This window comes from Phycisphaeraceae bacterium, from assembly GCA_019636555.1.
Classification (GTDB): Bacteria; Planctomycetota; Phycisphaerae; order Phycisphaerales; family UBA1924; genus JAFEBO01.
Window position 1 is genome coordinate 3,070,640 of the sequence record JAHBXH010000001.1, and the last position, 25,259, is coordinate 3,095,898.

Annotated in this window: 23 protein-coding genes; 16 read left to right on the forward strand and 7 right to left on the reverse strand. The window is 62.8% G+C overall.

Annotated elements, in window-relative coordinates:
• Positions 1-259: 259 nt before the first annotated feature.
• The 9 genes from KF691_13220 to dut all read left to right on the forward strand — a co-directional run bounded on the left by KF691_13220 (position 260) and on the right by dut (position 13,685).
• Positions 260-2,158: a hypothetical protein gene (locus KF691_13220; protein MBX3390404.1), complete on the forward strand. Its 1,899-nt coding sequence runs from the start codon at positions 260-262 to the stop codon at positions 2,156-2,158.
• 180 nt (positions 2,159-2,338) lie between these two features.
• Entirely contained in the window at positions 2,339-5,293 is a 2,955-nt protein-coding gene (locus KF691_13225) for a DNA translocase FtsK (GenBank protein ID MBX3390405.1), read from the forward strand.
• A gap of 119 nt (positions 5,294-5,412) precedes the next feature.
• Positions 5,413-7,359 (forward strand): hypothetical protein, encoded by a 1,947-nt coding sequence (locus KF691_13230; protein MBX3390406.1) that lies wholly within the window; start codon positions 5,413-5,415, stop codon positions 7,357-7,359.
• An 87-nt stretch (positions 7,360-7,446) separates the two neighbouring features.
• Positions 7,447-8,397 (forward strand): dihydropteroate synthase, encoded by a 951-nt coding sequence (gene folP / locus KF691_13235; GenBank protein ID MBX3390407.1) that lies wholly within the window; start codon positions 7,447-7,449, stop codon positions 8,395-8,397.
• A gap of 31 nt (positions 8,398-8,428) precedes the next feature.
• Positions 8,429-8,773, forward strand: coding sequence for a thioredoxin (trxA, locus tag KF691_13240; GenBank protein MBX3390408.1), 345 nt, complete (start codon positions 8,429-8,431; stop codon positions 8,771-8,773).
• A gap of 126 nt (positions 8,774-8,899) precedes the next feature.
• Positions 8,900-9,886, forward strand: coding sequence for a Gfo/Idh/MocA family oxidoreductase (locus KF691_13245; GenBank protein MBX3390409.1), 987 nt, complete (start codon positions 8,900-8,902; stop codon positions 9,884-9,886).
• A 291-nt stretch (positions 9,887-10,177) separates the two neighbouring features.
• Positions 10,178-11,656, forward strand: coding sequence for a S1 RNA-binding domain-containing protein (locus KF691_13250; GenBank protein ID MBX3390410.1), 1,479 nt, complete (start codon positions 10,178-10,180; stop codon positions 11,654-11,656).
• A 133-nt stretch (positions 11,657-11,789) separates the two neighbouring features.
• On the forward strand, positions 11,790-13,220 hold the full coding sequence (locus KF691_13255; protein ID MBX3390411.1) for a hypothetical protein: 1,431 nt from the start codon (positions 11,790-11,792) through the stop codon (positions 13,218-13,220).
• Positions 13,221-13,244: 24 nt separating this feature from the next.
• Entirely contained in the window at positions 13,245-13,685 is a 441-nt protein-coding gene (dut, locus tag KF691_13260) for a dUTP diphosphatase (GenBank protein ID MBX3390412.1), read from the forward strand.
• A 96-nt stretch (positions 13,686-13,781) separates the two neighbouring features.
• On the opposite strand, the gene KF691_13265 is transcribed toward dut, so the two are convergent.
• The 3 genes from KF691_13265 to KF691_13275 all read right to left on the reverse strand — a co-directional run bounded on the left by KF691_13265 (position 13,782) and on the right by KF691_13275 (position 15,243).
• Entirely contained in the window at positions 13,782-14,144 is a 363-nt protein-coding gene (locus KF691_13265; protein MBX3390413.1) for a cupin domain-containing protein, read from the reverse strand.
• A gap of 86 nt (positions 14,145-14,230) precedes the next feature.
• Positions 14,231-14,758, reverse strand: coding sequence for a hypothetical protein (locus KF691_13270; GenBank protein MBX3390414.1), 528 nt, complete (start codon positions 14,756-14,758; stop codon positions 14,231-14,233).
• The gene (locus KF691_13275; GenBank protein MBX3390415.1) at positions 14,755-15,243 is read right to left on the reverse strand and encodes a hypothetical protein; all 489 of its coding nucleotides are present in this window, start codon (positions 15,241-15,243) and stop codon (positions 14,755-14,757) included. Before KF691_13275 ends, KF691_13270 begins: the two co-directional genes overlap by 4 nt.
• Before the next feature lie 183 nt (positions 15,244-15,426).
• On the opposite strand from KF691_13275, the gene KF691_13280 reads away from it, so the two are divergent.
• The 7 genes from KF691_13280 (at position 15,427) to KF691_13310 (ending at position 20,898) form a co-directional block, all read left to right on the forward strand.
• Positions 15,427-16,128 (forward strand): aminodeoxychorismate/anthranilate synthase component II, encoded by a 702-nt coding sequence (locus tag KF691_13280; GenBank protein MBX3390416.1) that lies wholly within the window; start codon positions 15,427-15,429, stop codon positions 16,126-16,128.
• A gap of 57 nt (positions 16,129-16,185) precedes the next feature.
• Positions 16,186-17,034 (forward strand): 3-deoxy-8-phosphooctulonate synthase, encoded by an 849-nt coding sequence (gene kdsA, locus KF691_13285; GenBank protein MBX3390417.1) that lies wholly within the window; start codon positions 16,186-16,188, stop codon positions 17,032-17,034.
• Between the two features lie 33 nt (positions 17,035-17,067).
• Entirely contained in the window at positions 17,068-17,826 is a 759-nt protein-coding gene (phoU, locus tag KF691_13290) for a phosphate signaling complex protein PhoU (protein ID MBX3390418.1), read from the forward strand.
• A 117-nt stretch (positions 17,827-17,943) separates the two neighbouring features.
• Entirely contained in the window at positions 17,944-18,087 is a 144-nt protein-coding gene (locus KF691_13295) for a hypothetical protein (protein ID MBX3390419.1), read from the forward strand.
• A gap of 73 nt (positions 18,088-18,160) precedes the next feature.
• The gene (locus KF691_13300; GenBank protein ID MBX3390420.1) at positions 18,161-18,532 is read left to right on the forward strand and encodes a hypothetical protein; all 372 of its coding nucleotides are present in this window, start codon (positions 18,161-18,163) and stop codon (positions 18,530-18,532) included.
• A 593-nt stretch (positions 18,533-19,125) separates the two neighbouring features.
• Positions 19,126-19,365, forward strand: coding sequence for a hypothetical protein (locus KF691_13305; protein ID MBX3390421.1), 240 nt, complete (start codon positions 19,126-19,128; stop codon positions 19,363-19,365).
• Positions 19,366-19,551: 186 nt separating this feature from the next.
• Positions 19,552-20,898, forward strand: a complete 1,347-nt coding sequence (locus KF691_13310; protein ID MBX3390422.1) for a hypothetical protein — start codon at positions 19,552-19,554, stop codon at positions 20,896-20,898.
• Between the two features lie 74 nt (positions 20,899-20,972).
• Here the strand turns inward: KF691_13310 and KF691_13315 are convergent, their stop codons facing one another.
• The 4 genes from KF691_13315 to KF691_13330 are packed head-to-tail and all read right to left on the reverse strand — an operon-like array spanning position 20,973 to position 25,257.
• Positions 20,973-21,857: a TylF/MycF family methyltransferase gene (locus KF691_13315; protein MBX3390423.1), complete on the reverse strand. Its 885-nt coding sequence runs from the start codon at positions 21,855-21,857 to the stop codon at positions 20,973-20,975.
• A gap of 18 nt (positions 21,858-21,875) precedes the next feature.
• Positions 21,876-22,157 carry a hypothetical protein gene (locus KF691_13320; GenBank protein MBX3390424.1) on the reverse strand — a complete coding sequence of 94 codons (282 nt, stop codon included), beginning with the start codon at positions 22,155-22,157 and terminating at the stop codon, positions 21,876-21,878.
• Positions 22,154-23,149, reverse strand: a complete 996-nt coding sequence (locus tag KF691_13325; GenBank protein ID MBX3390425.1) for an FAD binding domain-containing protein — start codon at positions 23,147-23,149, stop codon at positions 22,154-22,156. The genes KF691_13320 and KF691_13325 overlap by 4 nt, the downstream gene beginning before the upstream one ends.
• Complete coding sequence (locus KF691_13330) at positions 23,146-25,257, reverse strand: xanthine dehydrogenase family protein molybdopterin-binding subunit (GenBank protein ID MBX3390426.1); 2,112 nt, start codon at positions 25,255-25,257, stop codon at positions 23,146-23,148. The genes KF691_13325 and KF691_13330 overlap by 4 nt, the downstream gene beginning before the upstream one ends.
• Positions 25,258-25,259 lie beyond the last annotated feature (2 nt).

Sequence of the window (25,259 nt, forward strand, 5' to 3'; positions counted from 1 at the left end):
ACAGTGGGAATCGCTTCTCGATCTGACGGGGGACACTTTCACGAGCACATCTCGTGTCTCAAATTTCATGAAGACGGATCAGGGCATGCTGATCCGAGGGTCATTCAGCAACGCTTCCTATCGAACTTTGAATGGCAGCCTACAAACGGTGCACTGCGATGGGATTGTTCGTGAATCCGCGAGCGGATGGGAGTATTTCGATCCATCAGGACTGCTCGGCGGCACGAACCAGGTGCTTCAGCTTCCGGACGGACGATTCGTGCGGAAGACCGAGCGAATCCACATCATCGACGGTGCCAACTATTTCGCCCTCGGCGGCAACAGCATTTTCTGGGCCTCGACCGAATACGCGTTTTTGTGGAGGGGGGAGCTTCACATCCTGGGGTCCGAATTTATTAATGGAAACTCCGGGCCGCAAAAGACCGTCTTGTATCGCTGGCTAGGCAACAACGAGCCATATCCGGCCTGTTTCGAGCGTAAAGATCTTCCGCCCGGCTTTTTTCCTCCAGCGACAGCCGGAATTGTGATACCAAACGGCGATAACTTTCTTGCAATTTACAGCAATCGAATTTCGGTGTGGGATGGCGCGAACGCCAGTGGAATAGAGAGCTTTCGTGGCACACCGACTGCGGCTGCGATCACGAGCCTAGGCCTGGCCGCGGCGTCGGACTCAAAAGACATTGGCATCGGAGGGCACAGAATCGCAAGCTACGGTCTCGAATCAGGAACTTGGCAGGTTTGGGGGTCCGGCTTCAACGGTCCGGTCCGCTGCATAACCGAACTCAACGGAGAACTGTATGTTGCGGGAGAATTTTCCCGCGCTGGGTCGGTATCTGCGAATCGGATTGCTCGTTTGCGAAACGGGAAGTGGGAAGCGTTGGGAACGGGGCTCGACGGATATGTCCGGCACATCGTGGCCTTTGACGGGAGCATTTTCGTCACCGGTCACTTTACTTCCGCCGGCGGGACCCCAAATACCAAGTTCTTTGCACGATGGAACGGAAGCGAATGGAAATCCATTCCATTCTTCAACAACGCTACATGGCCTGCAACGGACGCCAAGATTGTCGGCAATGCAATTCTGCTGGCGATGCAGAGCAGCAGCGGGACCACGGGATGTACGCGACTTCGTTGGGATGGCGCCTCTTCCGTGATCGGCGCCAACGATTCGGAGGGATGGAATACGATAGTGTCTGTTGCGCCATTCGAAAATGGTGCGAAAGCATTGATATTCGCTGGATCTTCTAGTCCAGGCAACAATATCACTAGATCATATGTGTATGATGGGATTTCAACGCTCTTTTCTCCACTAAAAACTCCATATCAGGAATATTTCTCCTTTGCCTGCCTTCGTTCCGACGGCAGCACCATTTTCGATGTATACGGCAAACGGTTCTGGAGCGGCGGAACAGCTTGGACGAAGCTCGAGCCGTGCCCCGCAAACGACATTCAAGGTTTCTGCGTTTGGAACGGCGGCACAGTCTTCGGCGGTTCAAGCCTGTTCTATCGAAGCCCTTCGGGCTCAGTTTCCTCGATCGGCGAACCGCCCGTCGGTCCTTTCTACAGCTGCTTTAACTCAAACGGAAAGCTTCTCGTCGGCGGCGATTTCACGCAGACACCCAAGAATGTGAGCGCCTATCTCGCGACGTACGCACCGGTCGACAATGGAGTGAAAATCACGGCGCAACCCACCGATGTTACCGGGTGCTGGTACCGAAATGCTTCGTTTTCGGTCGAGACCAACGGGATGTTGCCAATCACGTACCAGTGGCGAAAGAACGGCGTGCCGCTCGTCGATGGGGTGACCGGGACCGGCTCCAAAATCTCCGGCAGTAAGTCCAGAATCCTCTTCGTTCAAGTCCCGGCAAAGGGAAAGCTCACAAGCTTTGATTCCGGGGACTACGACTGCGTCGTTACGAATCCGTGCGCGACAGAACTATCATGGCACGCGCATCTCGAAGTCGTGGGTCCAGACCTGAACTGCAACCGGGCCGTCGATGATGCCGATTTCCAGCAGTTCAGTGCCGCCTATGACCTCATGCTGTGCACGGCGGGCGGGATGACTGCCGGTTGCCCCTCTGACTTCAACGCCGACGGGGTCGTTGACGACGCGGACTTCGAGATATTCGTGATGGCGTACAACAAGGTCGTCTACTGAGAAAAGTGACAGCGAAAGCTCGCGGCTCTCTCCCCCCGCGCACTTTCTACCGATTTCTCACGCGCCCGGCCGATACCGGTGGAGACGTGGCGATCTGCCGCGGGCTGTCTCATGCCCTTGCGTGAAAAGGGCTGCGCGACCCCGGCAACTCGGCCGCACCTTTGCTGAGGCATCCTTCTTATGGCTTCCCGAACCTCATCCAGGTCCCGAACTTCTTCGAGCGCTTCCGGCATCTCCGTTTCCACGGCCGGTCGCCGGCTCGCGCTCGTCCTGCTTCTCTTCGTCTGGGTCTTTGTTCTGATGAGCCTTGTCGGCTTCGACCCGGGCGATCCGCCCAGCCACGTCGTCTCGCCGCCGAACGCCACGATTCAGAACTGGTGCGGCGCTTTCGGTGCCGCGGTCAGCTACTGGACCATTTATTACACCGGCGCCGGCGCGTGGGTTTTCTTCACGCTGGGCGGGATCGTCCTGGCTTCCGGCGTCGTCGGCACGAGCCTCAGCCATCTCGCCGTGCGCCTCATCGGCATCGTCATGTTCGCGATCAGCGTCTCGGGCTTTCAGGCACTCATCTTCAAGACCACGGCTGCCCTTCCCGACCTGCCGGGAGGCGTGATCGGCACCGTCGGCGTCGAGCAACTCCTCTACCGCTTCGGTCCGATGGGCAGCGCGATCTGGCTCGGTGCGATGGGCATCATCGGCCTCGTCGTCGCGGCGGACGAATGGCTCAACATCGGCATGGGCTGGAGCTGGCACTGGATGCGCCACACCGGCGCGCCCGCCGCCGCGGTCGCGGGCGGAGCCGCAGCAAAGTTCACGACCGACGTCGTCGCGCCCGCCGCGGCAAAGGCGACCGTCGCCACCGCCAAGGGCAGCGCCGGATTTCTTTCTCGCTTCTGGGGAGGCCTGAGCAACAAGACCGACGAAGAAACCGACACCATCACCGAAGCCAAGCCCACAAAGCGTCTACGCAAGTCGAGCGACCCTGATTCGGCGCCCGATGCGATGTTCCCCGGCGAAACGGGGGGAGATTCACCGCGCTCGCGTCTTGCGGAGTTCGGCTTTGTCGTCGAAGAACCGGCGCCGGCGATCAAGGACCCCGACCTCGAAAATTCTGAAGCCGGCATGGCCGCCGCGGCAGAGGAAGCGCCAGAAACGCAGGTGGAATCAGACGACAAAGTCCCCGCCGCGATCGCGCCCGCGACTTCGGACAAAGACGTTGCCGAAGACGAACTCCCCGGCGCGCCACAGGTCTTCGATCGCGATTCGCTCCGCGACAAGATCAATCGCCTACCCATCGCCTTTGGCCAAAAGGACAAACAGGTCGCGACACAGGCCGACCTCGAAGGCATGCAGAATGTTTCCGAGATGGAGGGCTACCGCTTCCCGCAGCTGGAAATGCTCGAGGAGCCGGAAGAAAACTTCAACGAGAAGCTGGAAGAGATCGTGCGCACGCAGGGCATCGCGCTCGAGTCCGCGATGAATGAATACGGCATCGACGGCGAAGTCGTCGGCATCGAATCCGGACCGGTCATCACGCTCTACGACGTGCGCCTCGCGCCGGGCACGAAGGTGGCCGTGGTACAAGCAGTCGCGAGCGACATCGCGCGATCGCTCAAGGCCGTCAACATCCGCATCGTTCCGAATCAGGTCGGCCGCGACACCGTCGGCATCGAAGTGCCCAATCCGACCAAGGAAAAAGTCCGGCTCAAGGAGTTGATGGGCAAGACCGAGCTCTTCGGCAAGATGAAGCTGCCGATGTTCCTCGGCAAGGACGCGACCGGACAGCCTCTGATCGCCGACCTCACGCGCATGCCGCACATGCTCATCGCCGGCACCACCGGCTCGGGCAAGTCGGTGTGCATGAACACGATCATCATGTCGTTCCTCTTCACCAAGAAGCCGAACGAACTCAAGCTCGTGCTCGTCGACCCCAAGATGGTCGAGATGTCGCAGTTCAAGGACATCCCGCACCTCATGTGCCCCGTCGTCACCGAAATGAACAAGGCCGCGGCGATCCTCGAGTGGGCCACGGTCAAGATGGACGAACGCTACGAACTCCTGATGGAAGCGGGCTGCCGCGACATCGCCAGCTACAACGAACTGCCTTGGGAAGAACTCAAAGACCGCATGGGGCTCAAGAGCGACGAAGAGGCCGCGCGCATCCCGCGCAAGCTCCCCTACATGGTCTTCATCATCGACGAGCTCGCGGACCTGATGATGACCGCGAAGGAAGTCGAAGGGCACATCATCCGCATCGCACAGAAGGCCCGTGCCGTCGGCATCCACTTGATCCTCGCGACGCAGCGCCCGCAGGCCAATGTCGTCACCGGCCTCATCAAGTCGAACATGCCGTGCCGCATCTCCTTTAAGGTTGCCAGCGGCATGGACTCGCGCATCGTTCTCGACAGCAAGGGGGGCGAACTCCTGCTCGGTCACGGCGACATGCTCTTCCTCAACCCCGGCAGCAACGATCTGAGCCGCGCACAGGGCACGCTCGTCACCGATAGCGAGATCCGCAAGGTCGTGAAGTTCATGAAGGAAGTCGCCTCGCCGACGTTCGAGCGCCAGCTTCTCGTCATGCGCAAGCCGAGCGAAGAAGGAAACGGCCTCGGCAATCTCAGCGACGAAGAACGTCTTCTCCAGAGCAAGAACAACTCTTCCGCCAGCCTCAAGGCGGCACAGGAAGACCCGCTATTCGAGCGCGCCGTGGAAATCGTGCTCGAATCCCGGCGTGGCAGCGTCTCGCTCCTGCAGCGCCGGCTCGCCATCGGCTACACCCGGTCCAGCCGTCTCATCGACCTCATGGGCATCGCGGGGATCATCTCCGATCACAAGGGCTCGGTCGCGCGCGACGTGCTCATCACCCTCGATGAATGGGAGATGATGAAAGAAATGGCGAAGGAAGAAGCGGCTCAGAAGGGCATCGCTTGGCCCGCGAAGGAAGCCGAGCAGACGCAACTCTTTCAAGCCGAACCCGCTGGCGCATCCGCCGCAACGGATGCCGCCGAATCGGAGTCGGAGACCGCTTCGGAGGACGAATCGGAAGACGAGACGGATTCGGAAGATGCCGAAGATGAAGATGCGGCGGCGGAAGACACTTCCGCCCCGCAGCCCGAATCGAAGCCCCTCGCCTGACGCAATCGGTCCTGATCGTTTCCCAACAACTCTCGGCAGAATTGCGGGTGTTCCACGCCCGCACTTCTATACTTCGCCCGCGCTTTCCAACGAGCATCAACCGAGAAAGGAATCGATCGATGTCCGCAACCAAGACCCGCTCTGTCCTCGCTCTCAAACGCAATCTCTTCGCCGCGCCGATCGCGGCACTCCTCGCGCTCTCCGGGCAGGCGCTCGCCAAGGTTCCCGCGGCACTCGACCGCGTCCCCAAGAACGCGATGCTCGTCATCGCGACCGACAACTTCGAGCAGACAACCAACCGAATCAAGAACTACGCCGACAAACTCCGGATCGAAGACACCGAGGACTTCGATGACTTCGTCAAGCAGCTCTCCGAAACCAAAGGCTTCAAGAAAGACGGTTCGCTCGCGCTCGTGGTGATGGCTCCGCCGACGGAAGCGCCCAAGGAAGTAAAGAAAGAAGATGACAACGACGACATGGATCACGACCATCGCGACCACGACGATCCGATGGAGCGCGCCGTCGTTCTCGCGCAGACCACAGACTACAAGCAGCTCGTCACAGAACTCGGCGGCGATGCGTCGGCCAAGGTCGCAAGCGTCGAGGGCATGGGCGACATGCCGATGTACGTGCGCGACGCGGGCGATGGCTGGGTGATCATCGGGCCGGTCGAAGAAACCGTCTCCTCCTTCCAGCCCGCCGAGCACGCCCTCAAGCAACACGAAGAAGCGCTCGGCGTCGTCGGTAATCGCGCCGCGCAAGCCAGCGATCTCATCCTCATCGCCAACTGGGAGACCATCGCGCCCCAGTTCAGCAAGCAGATCGACCGCGCTGTTGCCGACGCCAAAAAGGGCGGCAAGCGGCGCAACCCGATGTTCGGCCCCATTCCGCCCGAAACAATGGCGCAGTTCATCGCCCCGATCGAAGATATTGCCCGCGCGTACAACCGCGATGCGCAGACCTGCGTCGCCGGAATCGGCCTCGGCGAAGACGGCCTCACCTTCGATATCGGCGCACAATTCAAACCCAAGAGCCAGATCGCCGGCTTCTTCCAGAGCACCGGCAAGGCCGATACCACGCTCGTTTCGCTCCCGCAGACTCCCTTCCTCTTTGCGGTTTCGGCCGACACCACCAGCCCCGGCACGCGTCAGATCGCGCACAACGCGTCGGACATCGCCGAGAAAATGCTGACGGTCGCCAAAGACGAAGCCAAGCGTCAGGCCGCAGAGGGTGACAAGGCAGCCTCGAAGCAGGCCGACATGGTGATCAAGATGATCGAGGGTCAGACCGCGGGCATCCGCGATCTGGCCAAGTCGATCGACAAGATCGACGGCGTCGACTTTGTTTGGGGTTATTCGCCCGCGATGCTGGCCGGCGCCGGCCTCTTCAGCGGCGTCATCTACCAGGCCCGGGGCAGCGATCCCGCCGCGCTCAAAGGCCTCTTCGTCGACCGCATCAAGGCCACGCAGGAAATGGACGGTCCGATGAAGATGGAAGCTTCCGTGACGGCGAATGCCGCGGAAGTGAACGGCGTGAAGCTCGATACGTGGGCCCTCAAGCCCAAGATGGACCCCAACGACCCGATGGCATCGCAGATGGCGATGGTCAACATGTTCATCTTCGGCGCGACCGGCCAGATGAGCGGCAACATCGCGACCACCAAGAACTCCGCGATCGTCACCTTCAGCCCCAATACGCAGATCATGCAGTCAGCGCTCGACGCCGCCTCCGGCAAGAACACCATGGCGGAGAACAAGGGTGTGGCCACCGCAGTGAAGGGTCTGCCCGAAGGCTCGATGGCGCGCGGGCTGATCGGCACCAAAAGCATCTTCGATCTCGCTCAGATGGCGATGTCCTTCGCCGGCATGCCGATCCAGCTCAAGGTTCCCGCCGACGTTCCCCCGATGGCGGTCGGCGTCACCGGCGACGGCGGCGGCATGCACATCCGCTTCCACGCCCCCATGCAGGTCGTGAACACCATCGGCGATGTGCTGCAGCAGGTCCGTGAATCGCAGCAGCATCAAGGTGGTGGCGACGACGATTCCAACGAAAAGCCGCGGTTCTGAACCGGGTTTCTTTGATGTATTCACTGAAGGGCGCACTCCGGTGCGCCCTTCTTCATTGGCGGCACACACTTCTTCTACCATTCGCCCGTGCAGCAGTGGCGCCTCGCCAATTCCCGCATCATCGACACGAACACGCCCGTGCTCATGGCGATCCTGAATTGCACGCCCGACAGTTTTTATGGCGAAAGCAGGCTGCACTCGATCGACTCCGCCGTGGAATCGGCGCGCGCCGCTCAGCGCGCCGGCGCCGCGATTCTCGATGTCGGGGGTGAATCGACGCGCCCGGGATCGGCGCCCGTCGATGCCGCGGAGCAGATCCGCCGCACGATTCCCGTCATCCGCGCGATCCGCGCCGAATCCGAATTGAGCTCTCTTGCAATCAGTATCGATACGACGCTCGCCGAAGTCGCACGAGCTGCGCTCGACGCCGGAGCCGATGCGATCAATGACGTTTCCGGCCTCCGGGATGACACGGACAAAATGCTCGAACTGCTCGCCGCGACTCAGACGGGCTCCATCCTCATGCACCGGCGCGTTCCGCCCGCGCGCGACAGCTACTCCGATCAATACAAACAAGCTCCCGAGTACGGCGACCTCGTCGCTGATGTGCGTACGTTCTTCGAACAGTCCCTTCGCACGCTCACCAGCCGCGGCCTCGACCCATTGAGCATTGTCCTCGATCCCGGGCTTGGGTTCGGAAAATCTGTCGAACAAAACTGCGAGCTGATCCGGCGCACCTCAGAGTTCGAATCGCTCGCCCGACCGATCTTGAGCGGCCTTTCCCGCAAGAGCTTTGTCGGTCGCCTTTCTTTCGGTCGAGATTCCGATCCGAGCGAGCGCCTCGAAGGCACCATCGCGCTCTCCGTCATCCATTTTCTGAATGGCGCCCGCATCTTCCGCGTGCACGACGTCGCTGCTTGCGCGAGCGCTTTGCGGGCTGCCGCGGCACTCTCGATGCCGCATCTCCCGCCTGTTTCCGGCATCAAAGAGGGTGAAACATGTTCCGATCCGGCGTCCCGGCCAGTCCGCAGTGTGTAGCATTCAGCCGGGACAGCCCAAGGAGACCCATATGGCAGGAGCCAACGTCCAAACGTTTACCGATTCGAATTTCGACAGCGAAGTCCTGAAGAGTCAGGTGCCTGTTTTGGTCGATTTCTGGGCCGAATGGTGCATGCCGTGCCGCATGCTCACCCCGACGATCGAAGCCCTCAGCGATCAGTTCGCCGGCAAGGTCAAGATCGGGAAAATCGATACCGATGCCAACCGACAGGTTTCCGTCAAGTACGGAATCACCGCCATCCCTACCATCATCCTCTTCAAGGGCGGTGAGGTCGCGAAGAAGTTTGTCGGCCTCACCCGCAAGGAAGACCTTGCCGCGGCCCTTTCCGGTTTGGCTCAGTCCGGCGCGGCGTAACAAACACTCAATATGGCACCATCAGTCACTCTCTCAGGCACCGCAACGTCACCTCTCGAGGTTCACGCGCCCGCGGATCGATTCGCGGGTCGCAAGATCCGTTGCGGCGTCGTGGGGGTTGGCCGCATGGGCCAGCACCACGCGCGCGTCTATTCCAAGCTCGCCGGATGCGAACTGGTCGGCGTTGTTGATGCCAATCAGGCCCGGCGCACCGAGATCGCGGGCAAGTTCGAGACCAGCGGTTTCCAAACCGTCGAGGACCTGATCAGCGCCGGCGTCGATGCCGTCAGCGTGGCCGTTCCGACCACATACCACCGCGCCGTCGCCGAGCCTCTTCTCAAGGCCGGCGTCGCCTGCCTCATCGAAAAGCCGCTCGCGCAGGACGTCGAGAACGCCCGCGCGATCAAGGACATCGCGGAGCGCACCGGCTCGACGCTCATGGTCGGCCACATCGAACGTTTCAATCCGATCATGCGCGCGATGCAGAACGCGACCAATCGCGGGCAGGACGTCGTCCCGCGTTTCATCGAAGTGCACCGCGTCAGCCCCATGACATTCCGCTCCGTCGATGTCGGCGTCGTCATGGACATGATGATCCACGATCTCGACGTCGTACTCATGCTGATGGGCGGTCAGGAGCCCGATGATGTCCAGGCCGCGGGCGTCGCGGTGATTACCGATCACGAAGATGTCTGCAACGCTCGCCTCACCTGGCGCCGGCCGGTCGGAACGTGCGTCGCCAACATCACCGCCAGCCGGCTTGCGCTCAAGACCGAACGCGTGACCCGCATCACCGGCGAAAATGCCTATATCAAGATCGATTACGCCGCCAAGACCGGGATCATGATCCGGCGCATCGCCAACGAGCCGCAGATGCGCGAAATGCGGGAGCAGCTCCGTTCCGGCGCCGACCTCACCAGCCTCAAGTGGCAGGACCTTGTCAACATCGATCCGCTCACGGTGGACGATGCCGAGCCGATCGTCGCCGAGATCGAGGAGTTCATCGGTGCCCTGCGCTCCGGCCGCCGTCCCGCGATCGACGCGGAAGCCGGTTTCGCCAACGTCCGCACCGCTCAGCGCATCGTCGACGCAATCAAGCGCACGATGCAGTAAGCCTCTACGAGCCCGAATCACCAGCGAGGGTGCAGCGGTCGACCGCGGATCGTGTTGCTTCGCGTTTGGACAATCCGACAATCCTCTGTCTCCGCGAAACTTCTCGTACTCCGCCCCTCCGCGTTCTCTCAATACGTTCCGATATCCAGCCCGCGTCATTCACGCCGGAACGCTACACTCTTAGCCCTGCGCACCGCGCGCAGGCTCTCGCGCGTTAATCGGTCCACGCGCGGGGCGGATGCGCCGATGTGCCATCCGCGAATCCCGGGCCGCGTGTCTGCGTCATCCCCCATGTCAACCCAACCCAATTCCGATCGCACCTCTTCCTCGCTCGCCGGTGATTCTCTGACCGATGAGCTCAACGCCGAGATCGAAGCCGCGATGGCGCAACTCGATCGCGAGGCCGACGCGGTCGCCCAGCAGACCGCGAAGAAGTCCGAACGGGACAAGTTGTCCGGGGGACGCCCGGCGCACATCAGGGGTCCTCGCCTGGTTCAGGCCGGCCGCGAGCACCGCTCCGGTCAGGTCGTTTCGGTGGGCCCGACCGACATCTTCCTCGAGTTCGGTCCCAAGGAACTCGGCATCGTTCCCCGCGCGCAGTTCACCGACGCCGACGTTCCCAAAGTCGGCGATTCGATCGAAGTCGTGATCGACAAGTTCGAAGCGGGCGAAAGCCTCTTCGTCTGTTCGCGCCCCGGCGCGGTGCAGAAGGCCGATTGGGAGTTCCTCGAGTCCGGCCAGGTCGTCGAGGGCCGCGTCACCGGCGTCGCCACCGGCAAGGACGGCAAGCAGGTCGGCCTCGAACTCGAGGTCGCCGGCCATCGCGCCTTCATGCCCGCAAGCCAGGTCGCGCTCGATCGCGTGCCCGATTTCTCTGTCTTTGTCGGCGAGAAGATGAACTGCTCCGTCGTCCGCGTCGAGCGCGTCGGCAAGGGCAATATCGTCCTCTCCCGACGCGACGTGCTCAATACCGAGCGCAAGCGCCTCGCCGAGGAAACCAAGAAGAACCTCACCGAAGGCCAGACTGTCGAAGGCATCGTCCGCAAGATCATGCCCTTCGGCGCGTTCGTCGATATCGGCGGCGTCGACGGGCTCGTCCACATCTCCGACCTTTCCTACGACAAGATCGGCTTCGGCGAAAAGGCAGTCGAGAAGCACGTCAAGGAAGGCCAGCGCGTCACAGTCAAGATTCTCAAGGTCGAACTCGAGAACAACCGCATCAGCCTCGGCCTCAAGCAGGTCCAGGGCGATCCGTTCGCAACCGCTGTCAACACGATTTCCGAAGGCGCCGAGATCACCGGCAAGATCACCAAGCTCCTCGAGTTCGGCGCGTTCGTCGAAGTCGCGCCCGGCGTCGATGGCCTCGTGCACATCTCCGAGATCGACCACAAGCGCATCGGCAAGGTCGAAGACGCTCTGAAAGTCGACGAAATCGTCCGCTGCAAGGTTCTCAAGCTCGACCCCGGCAACCGGCGCGTCAGCCTCTCCATCAAGGCCCTCAAGCCGCTCCCCGAAATCAAGATTCAGGAAGGCGGCGCGCCCGGCGATGGTCAGGGCCGCCCGGGCGGTCCGGGTCGCGGCCGCGGCAACAACGCCGGCCCACGTGGCGGCTCCGGCTTCGGTAGCGGCGGATTTGGGGGGGGTGGCGGGGGTGGCGGCAAAGCCCCGCGCGATAACCGCACGGCCGAAGAGATTCTCAAGGAAACCCCGGCACTCCGCCGCATGCGCGAGCAGGCCAAGAAGATGAAGTTCAAGGGCGGCCTCGGCTGATCCACGCCGACGTTCCTTTCGCTCCAATTGATCTCCCACCTCAAGGCCGCACACGCGGCCTTGTTTATTTTCCTCTCGCCTCGTCCCCTTTTTTCCACCGAACGCCGCGACGCCGAATCCGTATGCTGCATCTGTGGATGCAACGGCTTCATTCACGCGATCAAACCCGATCCCGATCTCACTTCGCTCCATCGACTCGCGCGACATCCGCTGGCTGATCCCGTGCATCCTTTCGCTCTGGCTGATCGGAATCATCCTCGGATTCGACGATTCCGGCCGTCTCTTCCGAGGAAATGACCCGGCAGCGCCCACGGTCGCTGCGTGGGGGCTCGCGCTCGGTGTCTTCGGGATCTGGCGCTGGCGCCGCTGGCTCATCCGCGACGAATTGCTCCGCCCCGCGCACGACGCCGCCGACGATCTTCTCTGGCTGCTCGGAACTCTCGGCGCGCTCTTCTTCTACTTCCTGCTCATCCCTTCGCGCCGTTATCTCGCGCCCAATCTCTCGCTCTGCCTTTTCTCCGGGCTCGCCGGGGCACGCCTCGTCTATTCCGGGATGACCCGCCGCATCGGCGACACCCTCCATTGCTCGCGCTGCAACTACCAGATCATCGACACCAGCCTCCCCCGCCGCTGCCCCGAATGTGCCGGCGTCTGGGCCCACAGGCTCCTCCGCGGCAGGATCGTCCGCAGCACCAAGCTGATCTCCGCCGGCATCATCCTTCTCTTCATCTGCACATTTGCGCCGATCCCCCGCCTCGAAGTCGGCCGCGCCTTCATCCGCCGCCAGATGGCCACCGCGTGGATTTTTTCCGAAGCGACAAAGTCGCTGAAGGAAAACTACATGCTCGACGCCGAACTCTGGCGCGAACTCTCGAAACGTAAACTCACCGATCAGCAGGCGCAGTCGCTCGCCGATCTCGTCCTCCGCGGCACGGCGAACAACTCGCTCCGCGACAACGGCGCGTACCGCTGGCTCGAAGACCTCGTCTTCAGCGGCCAAGCACCGCGAACCGCCGCCGACGGCTTCATGGACCTTTCGCTCGCGTTCCAAATCGTCGCGCCCCGCTCGAGCTTCGCCGGCAGCCCCGTTCCCGTGACCATCCAGGCGCTCGAACTCCGCCGCGTGCCGCGCGATCGGATCGCCGTCTGCCTCGAATGGCTGCGCGACGACGCCGACCCGACACCGATCCTCAACTACTCCAAGTGGGAAACACTCGCAAACGCGATGCTGCTCTCCAGCCGTGATCCGGTCGCGCCCTCTCCCACGCCGCAAGCCGCGCTCTTGGCGCAGCCGCGGCTCTCGCTCTCCGAAAACCTCGGGCTGGTCGCAACACCCGCGCTCGACCGGCTCGGAGGTCACCGGCTCCAAGCACGCATCTGGGTCGCGATCGTCCCTCCCGGTGCTCCCCCGGTGCAATCGCCGGCCACGCTCGCGCCGCTCTACGCCGATCCGACCGTCAAGCCGCCCGTCGCTTGGCTGAAGCAATACGACGTCGGCGCCTCCGTCCAGGTTTCGGATCGACGCGGCCAGCGTCGTCCGGCGCCTCCAAAGTCTCCGAACTAGATCGCCGCGCACCTACGCTCGCCGATGCAACCGGTCCTCCAGTTCAAAAAGCTCAACGAACGCGCCGCGCTTCCGGCCTATCAGTCGGATGGTGCCGCGGGACTCGATCTCTGCGCCTGTCTCGATAGCCCGATCACGCTCGCCCCCGGCGCGATCTCACTCATCCCCACCGGCCTCGCCGTCGCGATCCCGCCCGGCTTCGAGGGCCAGGTTCGCGCCCGCTCCGGCCTCGCAACCAAACACGGCATCGGCTTGCCCAACGCCCCCGGCACCATCGACTCCGACTACCGGGGCGAGCTCCGCGTCGCGCTCATCAACTTCTCACGCGAGCCCTTCGAGATCACCCACGGCATGCGCATCGCGCAGCTCATCATCGCCCCTGTTGCACACGCCACAATCACGGAAGTCTCCGATCTCTCCTCCACCGCCCGCGGCACGGGCGGCTTCGGTTCGACGGGCATCTGAAGCCCCCTCCCCGAGGGAGGGGGTTGGGGGTGGGCGACGGTTGCGCACAGCGCTGCGCAACTTGACAGAAACTCACCACACACTCCGGCACCATCCTCACCTTTTCACATCCACGCCCGTCAACTCGCTCGGCGGGCTGAACAGGTCCAAAATCACCGTGTCCTCCAGCGCCTCCGCAGAGTGCGGCAGGTTCGCCGGCAGCCACAACACTTCCCCGCCGCCGACGATCATCGTCTCGTGTTCGTTCGTCCCCTCGCGCCCCAATCCGAAACTCATCTTCCCCGAAAGCACCACCGCAAACTGCTCATTCGCGTGCTCGTGCGACGGCACAACAAATCCCTTCGACAGATGCACGCGCGAAATCATCATCTTTTCGCCGATGATCCGCCGCCGCTCGATCTTGTCCATGGGACGATCAACCGTGAGTTCCGTCCACGTGTGTTTCTTGGCGTTGGGCATTTTTCCTCCGCTGTTTTATTCAGCATACGCCGCGCCTCGCTTCTCGACTCTCCCCGCCGCATCACAGCAATCGCGTGCAAGTCCGGTTATGACTTCTCCCCGCCACCGAGCATCAGCCGCAGACGCCAATACAGCATCGCCCATTCATACAGGGCTGCCTCGAGCCCACTTCCGGACTCGAGTTCCCGATCGAGCATCCACTCCAGATACGTCGCAATGCAGCGCGATTGCCGGCCATTCAGCATCGCAAACCGACCCAGTATTTCGTGTTCAAAATCCAACGGCGAGAGCATCTCGGCGTCCGCATCCGTCATCATCCGAATCATCGCCGGCGCGACGTAGTACCGAAAGCCAATCGCATCGAGAAAGCTGAATCCACCCCAACTCGGGCGCGGCTTCCACTTCTCCGAGTCCACAAGCTCTTCCCACTTTTTCTCTCGATCGCGTTCTCCCGCCTCTCGATACTCCCGCGGCGTGTACGGCCGAACTCCATGGTCGTGAAGCATCGCCTGACTCCACGAAATTCCACCTTCGCGCGTCACACCTTCGAATGCGGCATACACCTCCGCGATCAACGCTTGCTTGCGTTTCTCCATGTCGTTATCAACCGTCATTCGCTGTCATCCGCTAAGTCGCACCAATGGTTTTCCCAAGCGAACTCGAGAATCCGAAGGAGTTCACCTTCCGGGTTGTCCGAGTTCTTTTCGCGATCGATGGCAAACCGGACAAAAGCGGCGGTACATCGTCCCTGCCGCTCGTTCAGTAGTGCCCATTGTTTCAGGTGAGAATTTCGCCCTTTGGTTCCGCGCGGCGGCAGGTTGAGATACTTCTCGATACCCGAAGAAGCATGCTCGTTCAACTCGTGAATCATCGCCGCGGGCAAGTAGTAACGAAATCCGATCGGATCGAGAAAGGCAAACCCTCCACCCATGCCATCCGCCAGCCAGTTCTCGTCAGTGACAAGATCTTCCCAATTGTTTTCTACATCTTCCTTGCCAGCAGCGGCGTAGCTGCTTTCGTCGCCGTAGCTGTCGATCACATACGCCTGACTCCAAGAAACCCCGCCCTCGCGCGTCACACCCTTGAACGCGGCATACACCTCCGCGATCAACGTCTTCCTTCTCGCTTCCATTTCTTCTTGGCTCACACTTTCATCCTACCAGCCTTAGTCCAATTCTCTTCTTCCTACACCCTTCTCTCTTCCCATCCCTTCTGCCTTGCTTTGTGTTCCTCTGTGCTCTCTGTGTCCTCTGTGGTTAATCCCTTCCCCTACGATCGCCCCGTGATCCTCCTCATCGACAACTACGACTCCTTCACCTGGAACCTCGTCCAGCGCCTCGGCGAACTCGATCCCACGCTCGAGCCCGATCGCGATCTGCTCGTCATCCGCAACGACAAGATCACACCCGAATCCATCGCCTCGCTCGATTCGGGCAAGGGGCCGACACACATCATCATCTCCCCCGGCCCCTGCACGCCCAAAGAAGCTGGCGTCAGCGGCGCCGTCATCGCTTCCTACGCCGGCCAGATCCCGATCCTCGGCGTCTGCCTCGGTCATCAGTGCATGGCCGACGGCAGCGGCATGACCGTCGCCCGCCACGCGATCCAGATGCACGGCAAAACCAGCGACATCCATCACGACGGCAAGGGCATCTACGCCGGCATGAGCAACCCATTCGTTGCAACGCGATATCACTCGCTCGTCGTCCTTCCTGAAACCATCCCGCCGCCGCCCAAGCCCGGCGAAGACGGCTGGATCGTCAGCGCCTGGACCTTCGACGAAATCCCCGGCAAGCCCGGCGCGCACAAAGTCGTCATGGGCCTCCGCCGCGTCTTCGCCGATCCGAAGAAGCAGCACGTCGAGGGTGTGCAATATCACCCCGAGAGCTTCCTCACGCTCGAAGGACCGAAGCTCCTCGCCAACTTCCTCGCCATGGGCCCGCGAGGTCGCAAGGTGCAGGCGCCCGCGGCCGCGGGTCTCTGAAATCGCCTTTCTTTGGCCCTTTGAAACTTTGGCCATTTGGCCCTTTACGATCTCCCCATGCCCCGCCTCTGCCAAGTCGGCCCCGTCTCCATCGGTCCCGGCCAGCCCCTCGCCATCATCGCCGGCCCCTGCGTCATCGAATCCCGCGACATGGGCCTCGAAATCGGCCGCGCCGTCCGCGACGCCTGCCGCGCCCACGGCCTCTCCTACATCTTCAAAGCCTCGTTCGACAAGGCCAACCGCTCCAGCGTTTCCTCGCCCCGCGGCCCCGGCCTCGAAAAAGGCCTCGATTGGATCGCCTCGATCGCCAAAGAGCTCGGCGTCCCCTCCACGACCGACATCCACACCCCCGAGCAGGCCGAACCGGTCGCCCGCGCCATCGACCTTCTTCAAATCCCCGCCTTTCTCTGCCGCCAGACCGACCTCCTCTTCGCCGCCGGAAAATCCGCCTCAACCCACAGCCGCGCCGTCAACATCAAGAAGGGCCAGTTCCTCTCTCCCGGCGAAATGTCCGGCCCGCACCGCAAACTCGCCGAAGCCGGCTGCCTCAACACCATGTCCACCGAGCGCGGCACATTCTTTGGCTACGGCCGCCTCGTCAACGATTTCCTCGGCCTCGGCGATCTCATCGACCTCAAGGGCAAAGGTGTCGACGCCCCGCCCCCCGTCTGCTTCGATTGCACGCACAGCACGCAATTGCCCGGCGCCGGTGAACAAACCGGCGGCAGGCCGGACCGCGCGCCGCTTCTCGCTCGCGCCGCCGTCGCGACCGGTGTCCACGCGATCTTCCTCGAGTGCCATCCGATTCCCTCGAAGGCGTTGTCTGATTCCAGCACCATGCTCCCGCTCGATGGCGTTCCGGCGCTGCTCGCCCGGCTCGCCGCGATCCGGCAAGCCTCGGCCTGAAACGCTGGTGCGCTAGACTCGCCCGCCTTCACCATGGCCGATCCCGATCCATTTTCAGAGGTCAACCCCGAGCCCACACCGGGCCCGCGCTCGGTCGCCGATCACAAGTACACCTACGAACGCCGCATCATCGCGCTCAAGCGCCGCCTCGTCCGCGAAGCCAGCATCGCGATGTCGATGCTCGACGCCGCCGTCGAGGCGCTGCTCCGCCTCGATGTCGATGCCGCCAAGGCCGTCCGCAAGCAGGACGACCGCGTGGATGCCGAGGAAGTCGCGATCGAGCAGGAGTGCTACGAGATTCTCGCGCTCCATCACCTCTTCGCCCGCGATTTCCGCGTGATCACCTTCGTGCTCAAGGTCAACGCCGATATCGAACGCGTCGCCGACCACGCCAGCTCGATCGCCAAGGTCGCCGTCCGCATCTCGCAGAATGTGCCCGGCACGCCGAACTGGCCGACCGCGCTCGCGGAACTCGCCGAACGCGTGCCGCTGATGTGCCACCAGTTGCTCCGCGCAGTCCTCGATGAAGATGTCGAGAGCGCACGCTCCCTCGTCCGCTCCGACGAGGTGATCGACAAGCTCGATCGGCGCCTCTTCGAAGAAGTGCAGGATTTCATCCGCGCCGAAGGCCGCACCGACAGCGCCATGACCATCGGCATGTACATCTATCGCATCGGCCGCGAGCTCGAACGCGTCGCCGATCTCATGACCAACGTCGCGGAAGACATCGTCTATCTCGCGACGGGCAACATCGTCCGCCACGAAAAACGCTCGAGCCGAAAAGGCGCCTGAGCGACGCCCCCACGCCCCACACGCCCCCACCCTCGCCGATCGACACAGCGCTCGCGCGTGAGCGAAACCTTATCGCCCGGTCACAGACCCGTCACCCGACGCGGCAAATGTACCTCCATGGACCGGCATCCCTCTGAAAAACCATCGACGTTCCCGTCGCGCACGGGAAAAGCGCGAACCGCCATTTTGTTGTGGCTGCTCGGCGTCCCGATCCCGCTGATTCTCCTCTTCTTTCTCATCAAGGGCTGCATCGGCGGTTAGACGTCGGCTCGCATGTCAATTCGTTCTCAACCAATTCCATTCGCACCGGTCCACGCACAAGGAGTAACCGATCGTGACGAACAACCAGCCGAGCCAGAACGCCCCGCACAAACCGAACGACCAGCCCGGGCGCGAGCACGAGCAGCCCGGCTCTCCCCCGGGGAAATATCCGGGCGGACACAGCGCCGATCCGCGCCAGTCTCAATCCAAGTCGCGATCCGCTCAGCCCGGCCAAGCAGAGTTCACAGACGACGAAATTCGCCGTCGGAGCGCCGGCTCCACAACAAAGGGAAGCGATGCGCGCACCGATCAGGATGAAGATGCGCCGACGGGAATCGCGGATGCAGCCCGCAAGGGCCAAGCTGAATCAGTTTCCGAGGGTGATGAAGCCGACCTCGGACGATCCGAGCAAGGCGGTTGCTGCAGCGACGACGAAACCATCTGATCCCCCTCCCCTCTTCCCCCCTCCCCGCCCCCACCCCGCCCCTACCCCGCCCCTACCCCGCCCCTACGCGCCGTCCCCACACTGCCCCACCCCCGTCTCCGGGGTCTGTTCGTCCCGGAGACTCGTCCGGAGTCCGCCGGCCTCGTGCCGGCGGGCTCCCTGGACGATTTTGAGTTCCGCTCCTCCCCCGCCAGCCCGTGAGTTCGTTGGGCCGCTCCTGCATCGCTTCTGCGTCTTCCGTCTCTTCGCCTCTTCGTCTCTGCTCTCTTCTCCCCCTCCGCGCAACTCCGCAAACTCCCCTACTCCGCGTTCGCCTTTCCTCCGCATTCCTTTCGAGTCCTGAGCAACCCTCGAGTTGATCCCGTTTCCGCCGCCTCGTTCCTTCCCCCGTTCGCGACCTGTTTGCACGAAATATCGGTCGCAAGTTTCACCGAGTCCCGACCCCGCGCACCCCGAAAACCGTAGAATCTCGTGTCGGCTGGTCACGGCGGGCCTCGCGACGGATCTGTTCCTTCAGACTTCGGTCCGCCCGACGCCAGAGAGAATTCCGAGTTCATTGCCGCGATTCAAACGCGGCCGGAAAGGAGTCTCTCATGTTGCCCAATCTCCCCCCCAAGACCTCTCGACCAGCCTCTCGAGAAATCGAACCCAAGGGCGAACGCCAGGAACTCCTCAATTCTTCCTGGTTCGAACCTTGCACCGATCCTTCGTGCGAGAAAAAAGAGCCGCCAGCCGATGGCGAGACCGGCGGCATCAGCAAGGCCGTTTCCGAGGGGGTGTATTCCTCAACACCCGAATCCAGCCCCGACTCCAATCGGGGCCGAAACCGCTGATGTTCGTTCCAACCTCGCGCGCGCTGTTCTCTTCCCGAGCACCGAGGCGAGCACGCCGCGGCCACCGCAATGTTTTTTACGCATTCTGAATTTCGGCGCGGATCGACTCAACTGCGCGTTCCGTGATTCCGACGATTGGTAGCATGTGACCCGCGCCCGCGATCGACCCACGCGAGCGCGGGTCACATGTCATTCTTCGTCTTCTTACTCGCCCTTTGGACGCCATTCGCAACCGTCGGTGGGTTGCTGCTTTGGAAATACGCGCGCGGCCGGGCCGTTCCCGGGACTTCGCTCTGCCGCGCCTGCCGCTTCGATCTCAAGGGCCTCTCCGCTGCGCCCGCCTGTCCCGAGTGCGGCAAATCGCTCACCACCCCCAACGCGATCGTTCCCCTCCGCGTTCGCTCAAAGAGCCGTCTCTGGCTCGGGCTGCTCCTTGCCGGCATTCCATTCTGCGCCTCTATCGCCGTGGTCGCGCTCTCGATTTCCAAAGCCAACTTCACCTCGGTCAAGCCTTTCTGGCTCCTCAAAACCGAAGCCCTTCACGGCGCGCCCGCGCAATCCGCCGAAGCCCTCACCGAAATCAACCGGCGCATCCGTGCCGACTCCATCGCCATAGTCACCTGGGCCCCGCTCGTCGCCGACGCGATCCAGCGCCGCCGCACGCCATCGGCGCGATGGAACCGGGGTTGGAGCGAATTCATCGAACTCGCACGCGCCCGCGGCAGAGTCACCGACGCCGAATGGACCGACTACGTGCGTTACAGCATTCAAGCCTTCGATCTCCACCGCAAGAAGATGCGGACCGGCGCAGAAGCTGTCTTCGGTGTGACCGTTACCGGCGCGCAGCTCGGCACGTCGCCCCCAGCATCAGCCCAGACAAAGATCCAGTACGGCCTTTCACGCGCCAGCCTCGATGGTCACGAGATCTACCGCCGCACGCACGCTCTCCCGACTTCCGCGACCATCTCCGCCAATGGATCCTCCGGAACCGCGGTTCATGTCGCCATCGACACCCCGCCGACAAAATCAAAGCTTCTGCTCACATACTCATTCGAAGCGATTGATCCGGTCACCGACAAATCGCTCGGCAATTGGACGCAGGACTTCACCGACGACGTGGAAGTTGTGCCGGCAGAAACAGCGATCGTCGAATCGCGGGAAGATGCCGCGCTCGTTCCGGCGATCCGCCGCGCGCTGCGGGTCGATTCGCTGTCGGAAGGTTCGCAAAGCTACTACTCGCTGATGCTTAACGCCACCAACATGCCCGCCAATGTCGGGTTCGATGTGTTCGTGCGGGCACGGACGGGATCGAGCGCGGGCAAACTATTCTCGCTCGGGCAGATCTCCTACTTGCAGGGCAACAGCGGCGGCTATGGCATCGGAGCCCAAATCACCGAGCCAATGGGCGACGCCGTCGATGTCATTCTCCGCCCGTCCGTCTCCGCCGGTGAAAAGAACACCTTCATCGACTGGATCTGGACCGGCCCCGACATCACGTTCGAGGATCTTAAAGTCAAACGACCCGCTCGCTGATGCCGCCGCATCCCGCGGCCGCTCGCGTACCGGTCGCCCAATTCCTGAAGACACCTCCTGGGAAGTGTCTGCTTCTAACCCTTGCGCCAGTACCGCCCCGTCCAGTCGATCGTGACCATCGGCTCGGTAATCCCGTGCTTCGCGCGAAACTCGTCCACCGCCTTCTGACACGGGGGCCACGCCCCGTAGTCGTCGATCACCACGTAGCCGCCCGGCGAAACCTTTTCGTACAGCGCGTTCAGGATGTCCATCGTCGATTCGTACAGATCGCCGTCGGCCCGAAGCAGCGCGATCGACCCGATCGGCGCCGTCGGCAGCGTGTCCTTGAACCACCCCTTCAGAAATCGCACGCGCTCGTCCAGCCACCCGTACTTGCGAAAGTTCTCCTGAACTTCCTGCACCGACACCGCCAGATCCGAGACGCCGCTCAAGTCGTACCCGGCATCGGCCGCGATGTTCTCGCTGGGCTTCGGCAAGCCCTCGAACGAATCCGCAACCCATACGGTGCGCGATTCGTCGCCGTAAGCCCAGAGCGCCGCCCGCATGAAAATCGCCGCGCCCCCGCGCCACACTCCGGCTTCGATCACGTCGCCGGGAATCTTCTCCCGCACGATCGTCCGGATCGCCTCGTGCAGGTTGTTCATCCTGTAAAGCCCGATCATCGACTCCGCATCGGGCGAACACTTGCGCCCCTCAGTCGGATCCTCGCGCCGCACTCTTCGGCGCCGGACAATCTCGTAGCGCGGCCCGAGCGCACGCGCGAGCACCCGATAAATCTTCGTGCGGATCGACGGTACCCGCTGGAACGTGAGCGGCTCGTACTTCGCCTCAAAGCCGATCCGCATCAGCGTCCGCTTCAACAGCTCCAGATAGCGCTCTTCCGCGGATGCTCCGCCGCCCTGTGCGCCCGCGACTTCCAAGGTTGCGGGCGCCTGTTCAAGCGAAGCACTCTGCATCATTCCCCCGACTGCGTATGCCTACGACATCCGCGAACCACTTTGCCCCTCCGGAGACATCGGCTCGGGTGACGACCCCGAAGCCGGCGCCCGGTAGCACGCGCGCCCCGGACCGCATTGCAGTGTACCGACCGGCTTGTCGTCAGGGCCCAGCACCTCCTGCGTCAGCACGCACAACAGCACCCGCGTCTCCGACGAGCCGTCGATCATCCCCGGCGTCGATTGCCTCGGGTCGCAGTACATCATCTTGTGCCGCATGTTCAGGCAGCACGGCTTCATGTACAGCGGCGCATCGAAGTTCATGATTGCACCTCCAACTTCTTCCCCGCCGCAATCAGCACGGCCCGCTTTACCGCGACCGGCAGCAGCTTCACCTTGTACGCGTTGTCGCTCATCGGCTTCGCGCCCGCACCCGCGCTCGCGCACGCCTTGCTCAGCGCTTCCTCGTTTCCGACATCCACACCCCGCAGCGCGTTCGCCACGTTCCGAAGTTCCCACGGAATCGGCGCCACCGCCCCCGCGCACACCGTCGCGCTCCGGATCACGTTGCCGTCCATCTCGAGCGCCACCGCCGCGGCGACCACCGGCCAGTCGAACGACTGCTTCTCCTTGATCGCGTAAAACCCGCTTGATTTTCTCGGCTTGCACGTGATGTGCGTCACCACCGCGCCCGGCGGCAGGTTGCTCTCCGTCCGCACCCCCTTGTCCGGCGTGTGATAGAGATAGCGGATCGGGATCGATGGCTGCTCGCCCCCCACAAAGTGCACCGTCGCGTCGCACACCCAAAGCGCGGGCGCCAGGTTCGACGGATGCACGATGTGGCACGGTCCATCGCCGAAGATCGCGTGATACCGGTTCTCGCCCTCGACCGCGAAGCACGTCGCCCCGCCCTTCTTCAGGCAGTTGAACTGCTCGTTTCGGTAGTACCAGCAGCGCGGCCGCTGCAAAAGGTTCCCCGCCGCCGTCGCAACGTTCCGCACCGCCGGCGACGCCGCGCCCTCAACAGAAAGCCCAAGCACCGGCGCCGACGAACGCAGCCCATCCGATCCCGCGATCTGCGCCAGCGTCGCCGTCGCCTCGATCCGGATCTCTTCGCCCGACACATCGATCGGTTGCTCGCCGCCTCGCAGCGTCCGCACATTCACCAGCACATCCGGCTCGATCAAACCTTCCTTCAGATGATCGATCAGATCGATCCCGCCCGCCTTGATCACCGCAAGGCTGTACTTCTTGTCATTCACCACCTTCGACGCATCCTCGAACGACTTCGGCGAAGCCACGGCAAACGTGTTCATGACTTCGCTCCTTCCAGCGCCGCCAGCACCTTATCCGGAGTCAGCGGCAAGTGCCGCACCGGCGCGCCGATCGCATTGAACACCGCGCACGCCAGCGCTCCCGATGTCGGTATCGTCGGCGGCTCACCCAGCGCCTTCACGCCCGTCTGCCCGTCCGGCCCGCCTCCCCGCCACAAAACCGGCTCAATGTGCGGCATCTCGCACGGGCCGAGAATCTTGTACCACTCAAAGTTCGGGTTCACCATCGCGCCGACATTGCGATCCAGAATCTTGTTCTCGAACATCCCGTACGACAAACCCTGGATCACGCCCCCGATGATCTGGCTCTCCGCCGTCTTGCGGCAGATCACCCGCCCGCACGACTGAATCGCGATCACGTGCTTCGGATAAACAATCCCCGTCTCGCAGTCCACCACCACTTTCACAAACTGCACGCCCTGCGAATCACCCTTGCCCCGATCGCCGCCGCTCGCCGATGCCATCACGCCGTCCGCCGGCAATTTCGCGCAAGCGTCCTTCCAGCTCGCAAACTTCTCGCCCCGCCGCAGCACCGCGCCATCCTTCATCGAGAAGTCCGCGGCATTGTCGCCGCTCTGCTTCGCCAGCACCTCGAACAACTTATCCCGCGCCTGCGCCGCGGCATTCATCATCGTCGGCGCCGTCGTCGGCGACGTCACCGATCCGCCCGAGCCCGGCCCCGGCGGCAGTGTCGAGCGCCCGATCTTCACCGTCACGAGACTCAGCGGAATCCCGATCGTGTCCGCCGCGCAGATACCCATCGTCGTCCGCTGACCAGTCCCGATGTCCTGCGTTCCGGTGCGGCACTCGACCGATCCGTCCGGGTGAATCACTACTTCCGCATTCCCCCCCGGTGATGCACTCCCCCATCCGGCGAGCCCCATCCCAAACCCCGTGCGCATCACCGATTTCTGCGAGCCGTTCGCCTTGCGCTCGCTCCATCCGATCAGCTTCGCGCCGGTGTCGATCATCTCGCGATAGACATCATCCGACGCGAGCGCCCGCTTGAGCGCGAGCGGGTCCATGCCGATCGCCGCGGCCGCTTCGTCGAGCATCAGTTCTTCCGCGAACGCGCCCTGCGGGCGACCCGGCGCGCGAAACGCCCGCGGCCCGCCGGCATTGAACGAGACATCCTCGTGCTTCTTGTCGATATTCGGCAGCGTGTACCGGCCCGAAGGCACATTGCACCCGCCGCCGCCGTTCGCAACACCCACGCCTCCCCACGTGCGCACCTCTCCGCCGACAAACGAGCCATCCTTCTTCAGCCCGATGCGCACGCTCGTCACGCTCGACGGCCGATTACCCGTATCCAGGTGCTCTTCCGCGCGATTGCACATCACATAGGCCGGGCGGTTGTACTTCTGCGAGAGCCTCGCCGCGAGCATCAGTTCCTTGCCCGGCCCTCCCAGCTTCGATCCGAATCCGCCGCCGATGTACTCGCACACAACTTCGAAGTCCGACGACTTGAGATTAAGCGCATCGCCGAACCCGTCGCGCACCGAGAAAGTTCCCTGCGTCGATGCGTACACCGTCGCCTTGTCGCCCCGATGATCGACCACGCCGCCGTGCGTCTCGAGCGAAGAGTGCGTCTGCACCGGCGTCGAATACACCGCGGCGACCGTCACGTCGGCGCCGCCCACATCGCCCCGCGGCATCTCCACTTTCACCGAATCGGCGATCGTCGTCTTCACCGCCTGCTTCTTCCAGCTCAGCTTCAGAGCCTGCAGCGCGCGGTTCACCGCCATCGGCGATTCACCAACCACATGCCCGACGGGCTGGCCGTTGTACTGACACTCTTTCGGCGTGATCTCGATATCGATCACGCCGGGAACTCTGCGCGCCTCCGAATCATCCACGCTCTGCAGATTTGCCGCGCCGAAAGGGCAACGGATAAATCGCGCGAAGACCGAATTCGGCAGGAGCATGTCGCTCGAGTACTTCGCGCTTCCCGTGATCTTGGCGATCCCGTCCAATCGGGACGTGTTGTCGTTCATCGACTGGCCCATGTTCATGGGCCGGTTCGATGTGGGCATGTCGGTCGGGATGACCGTGGGTCCATTCGCGAGCGCCGGCGCCATATCTGCTCTCATCG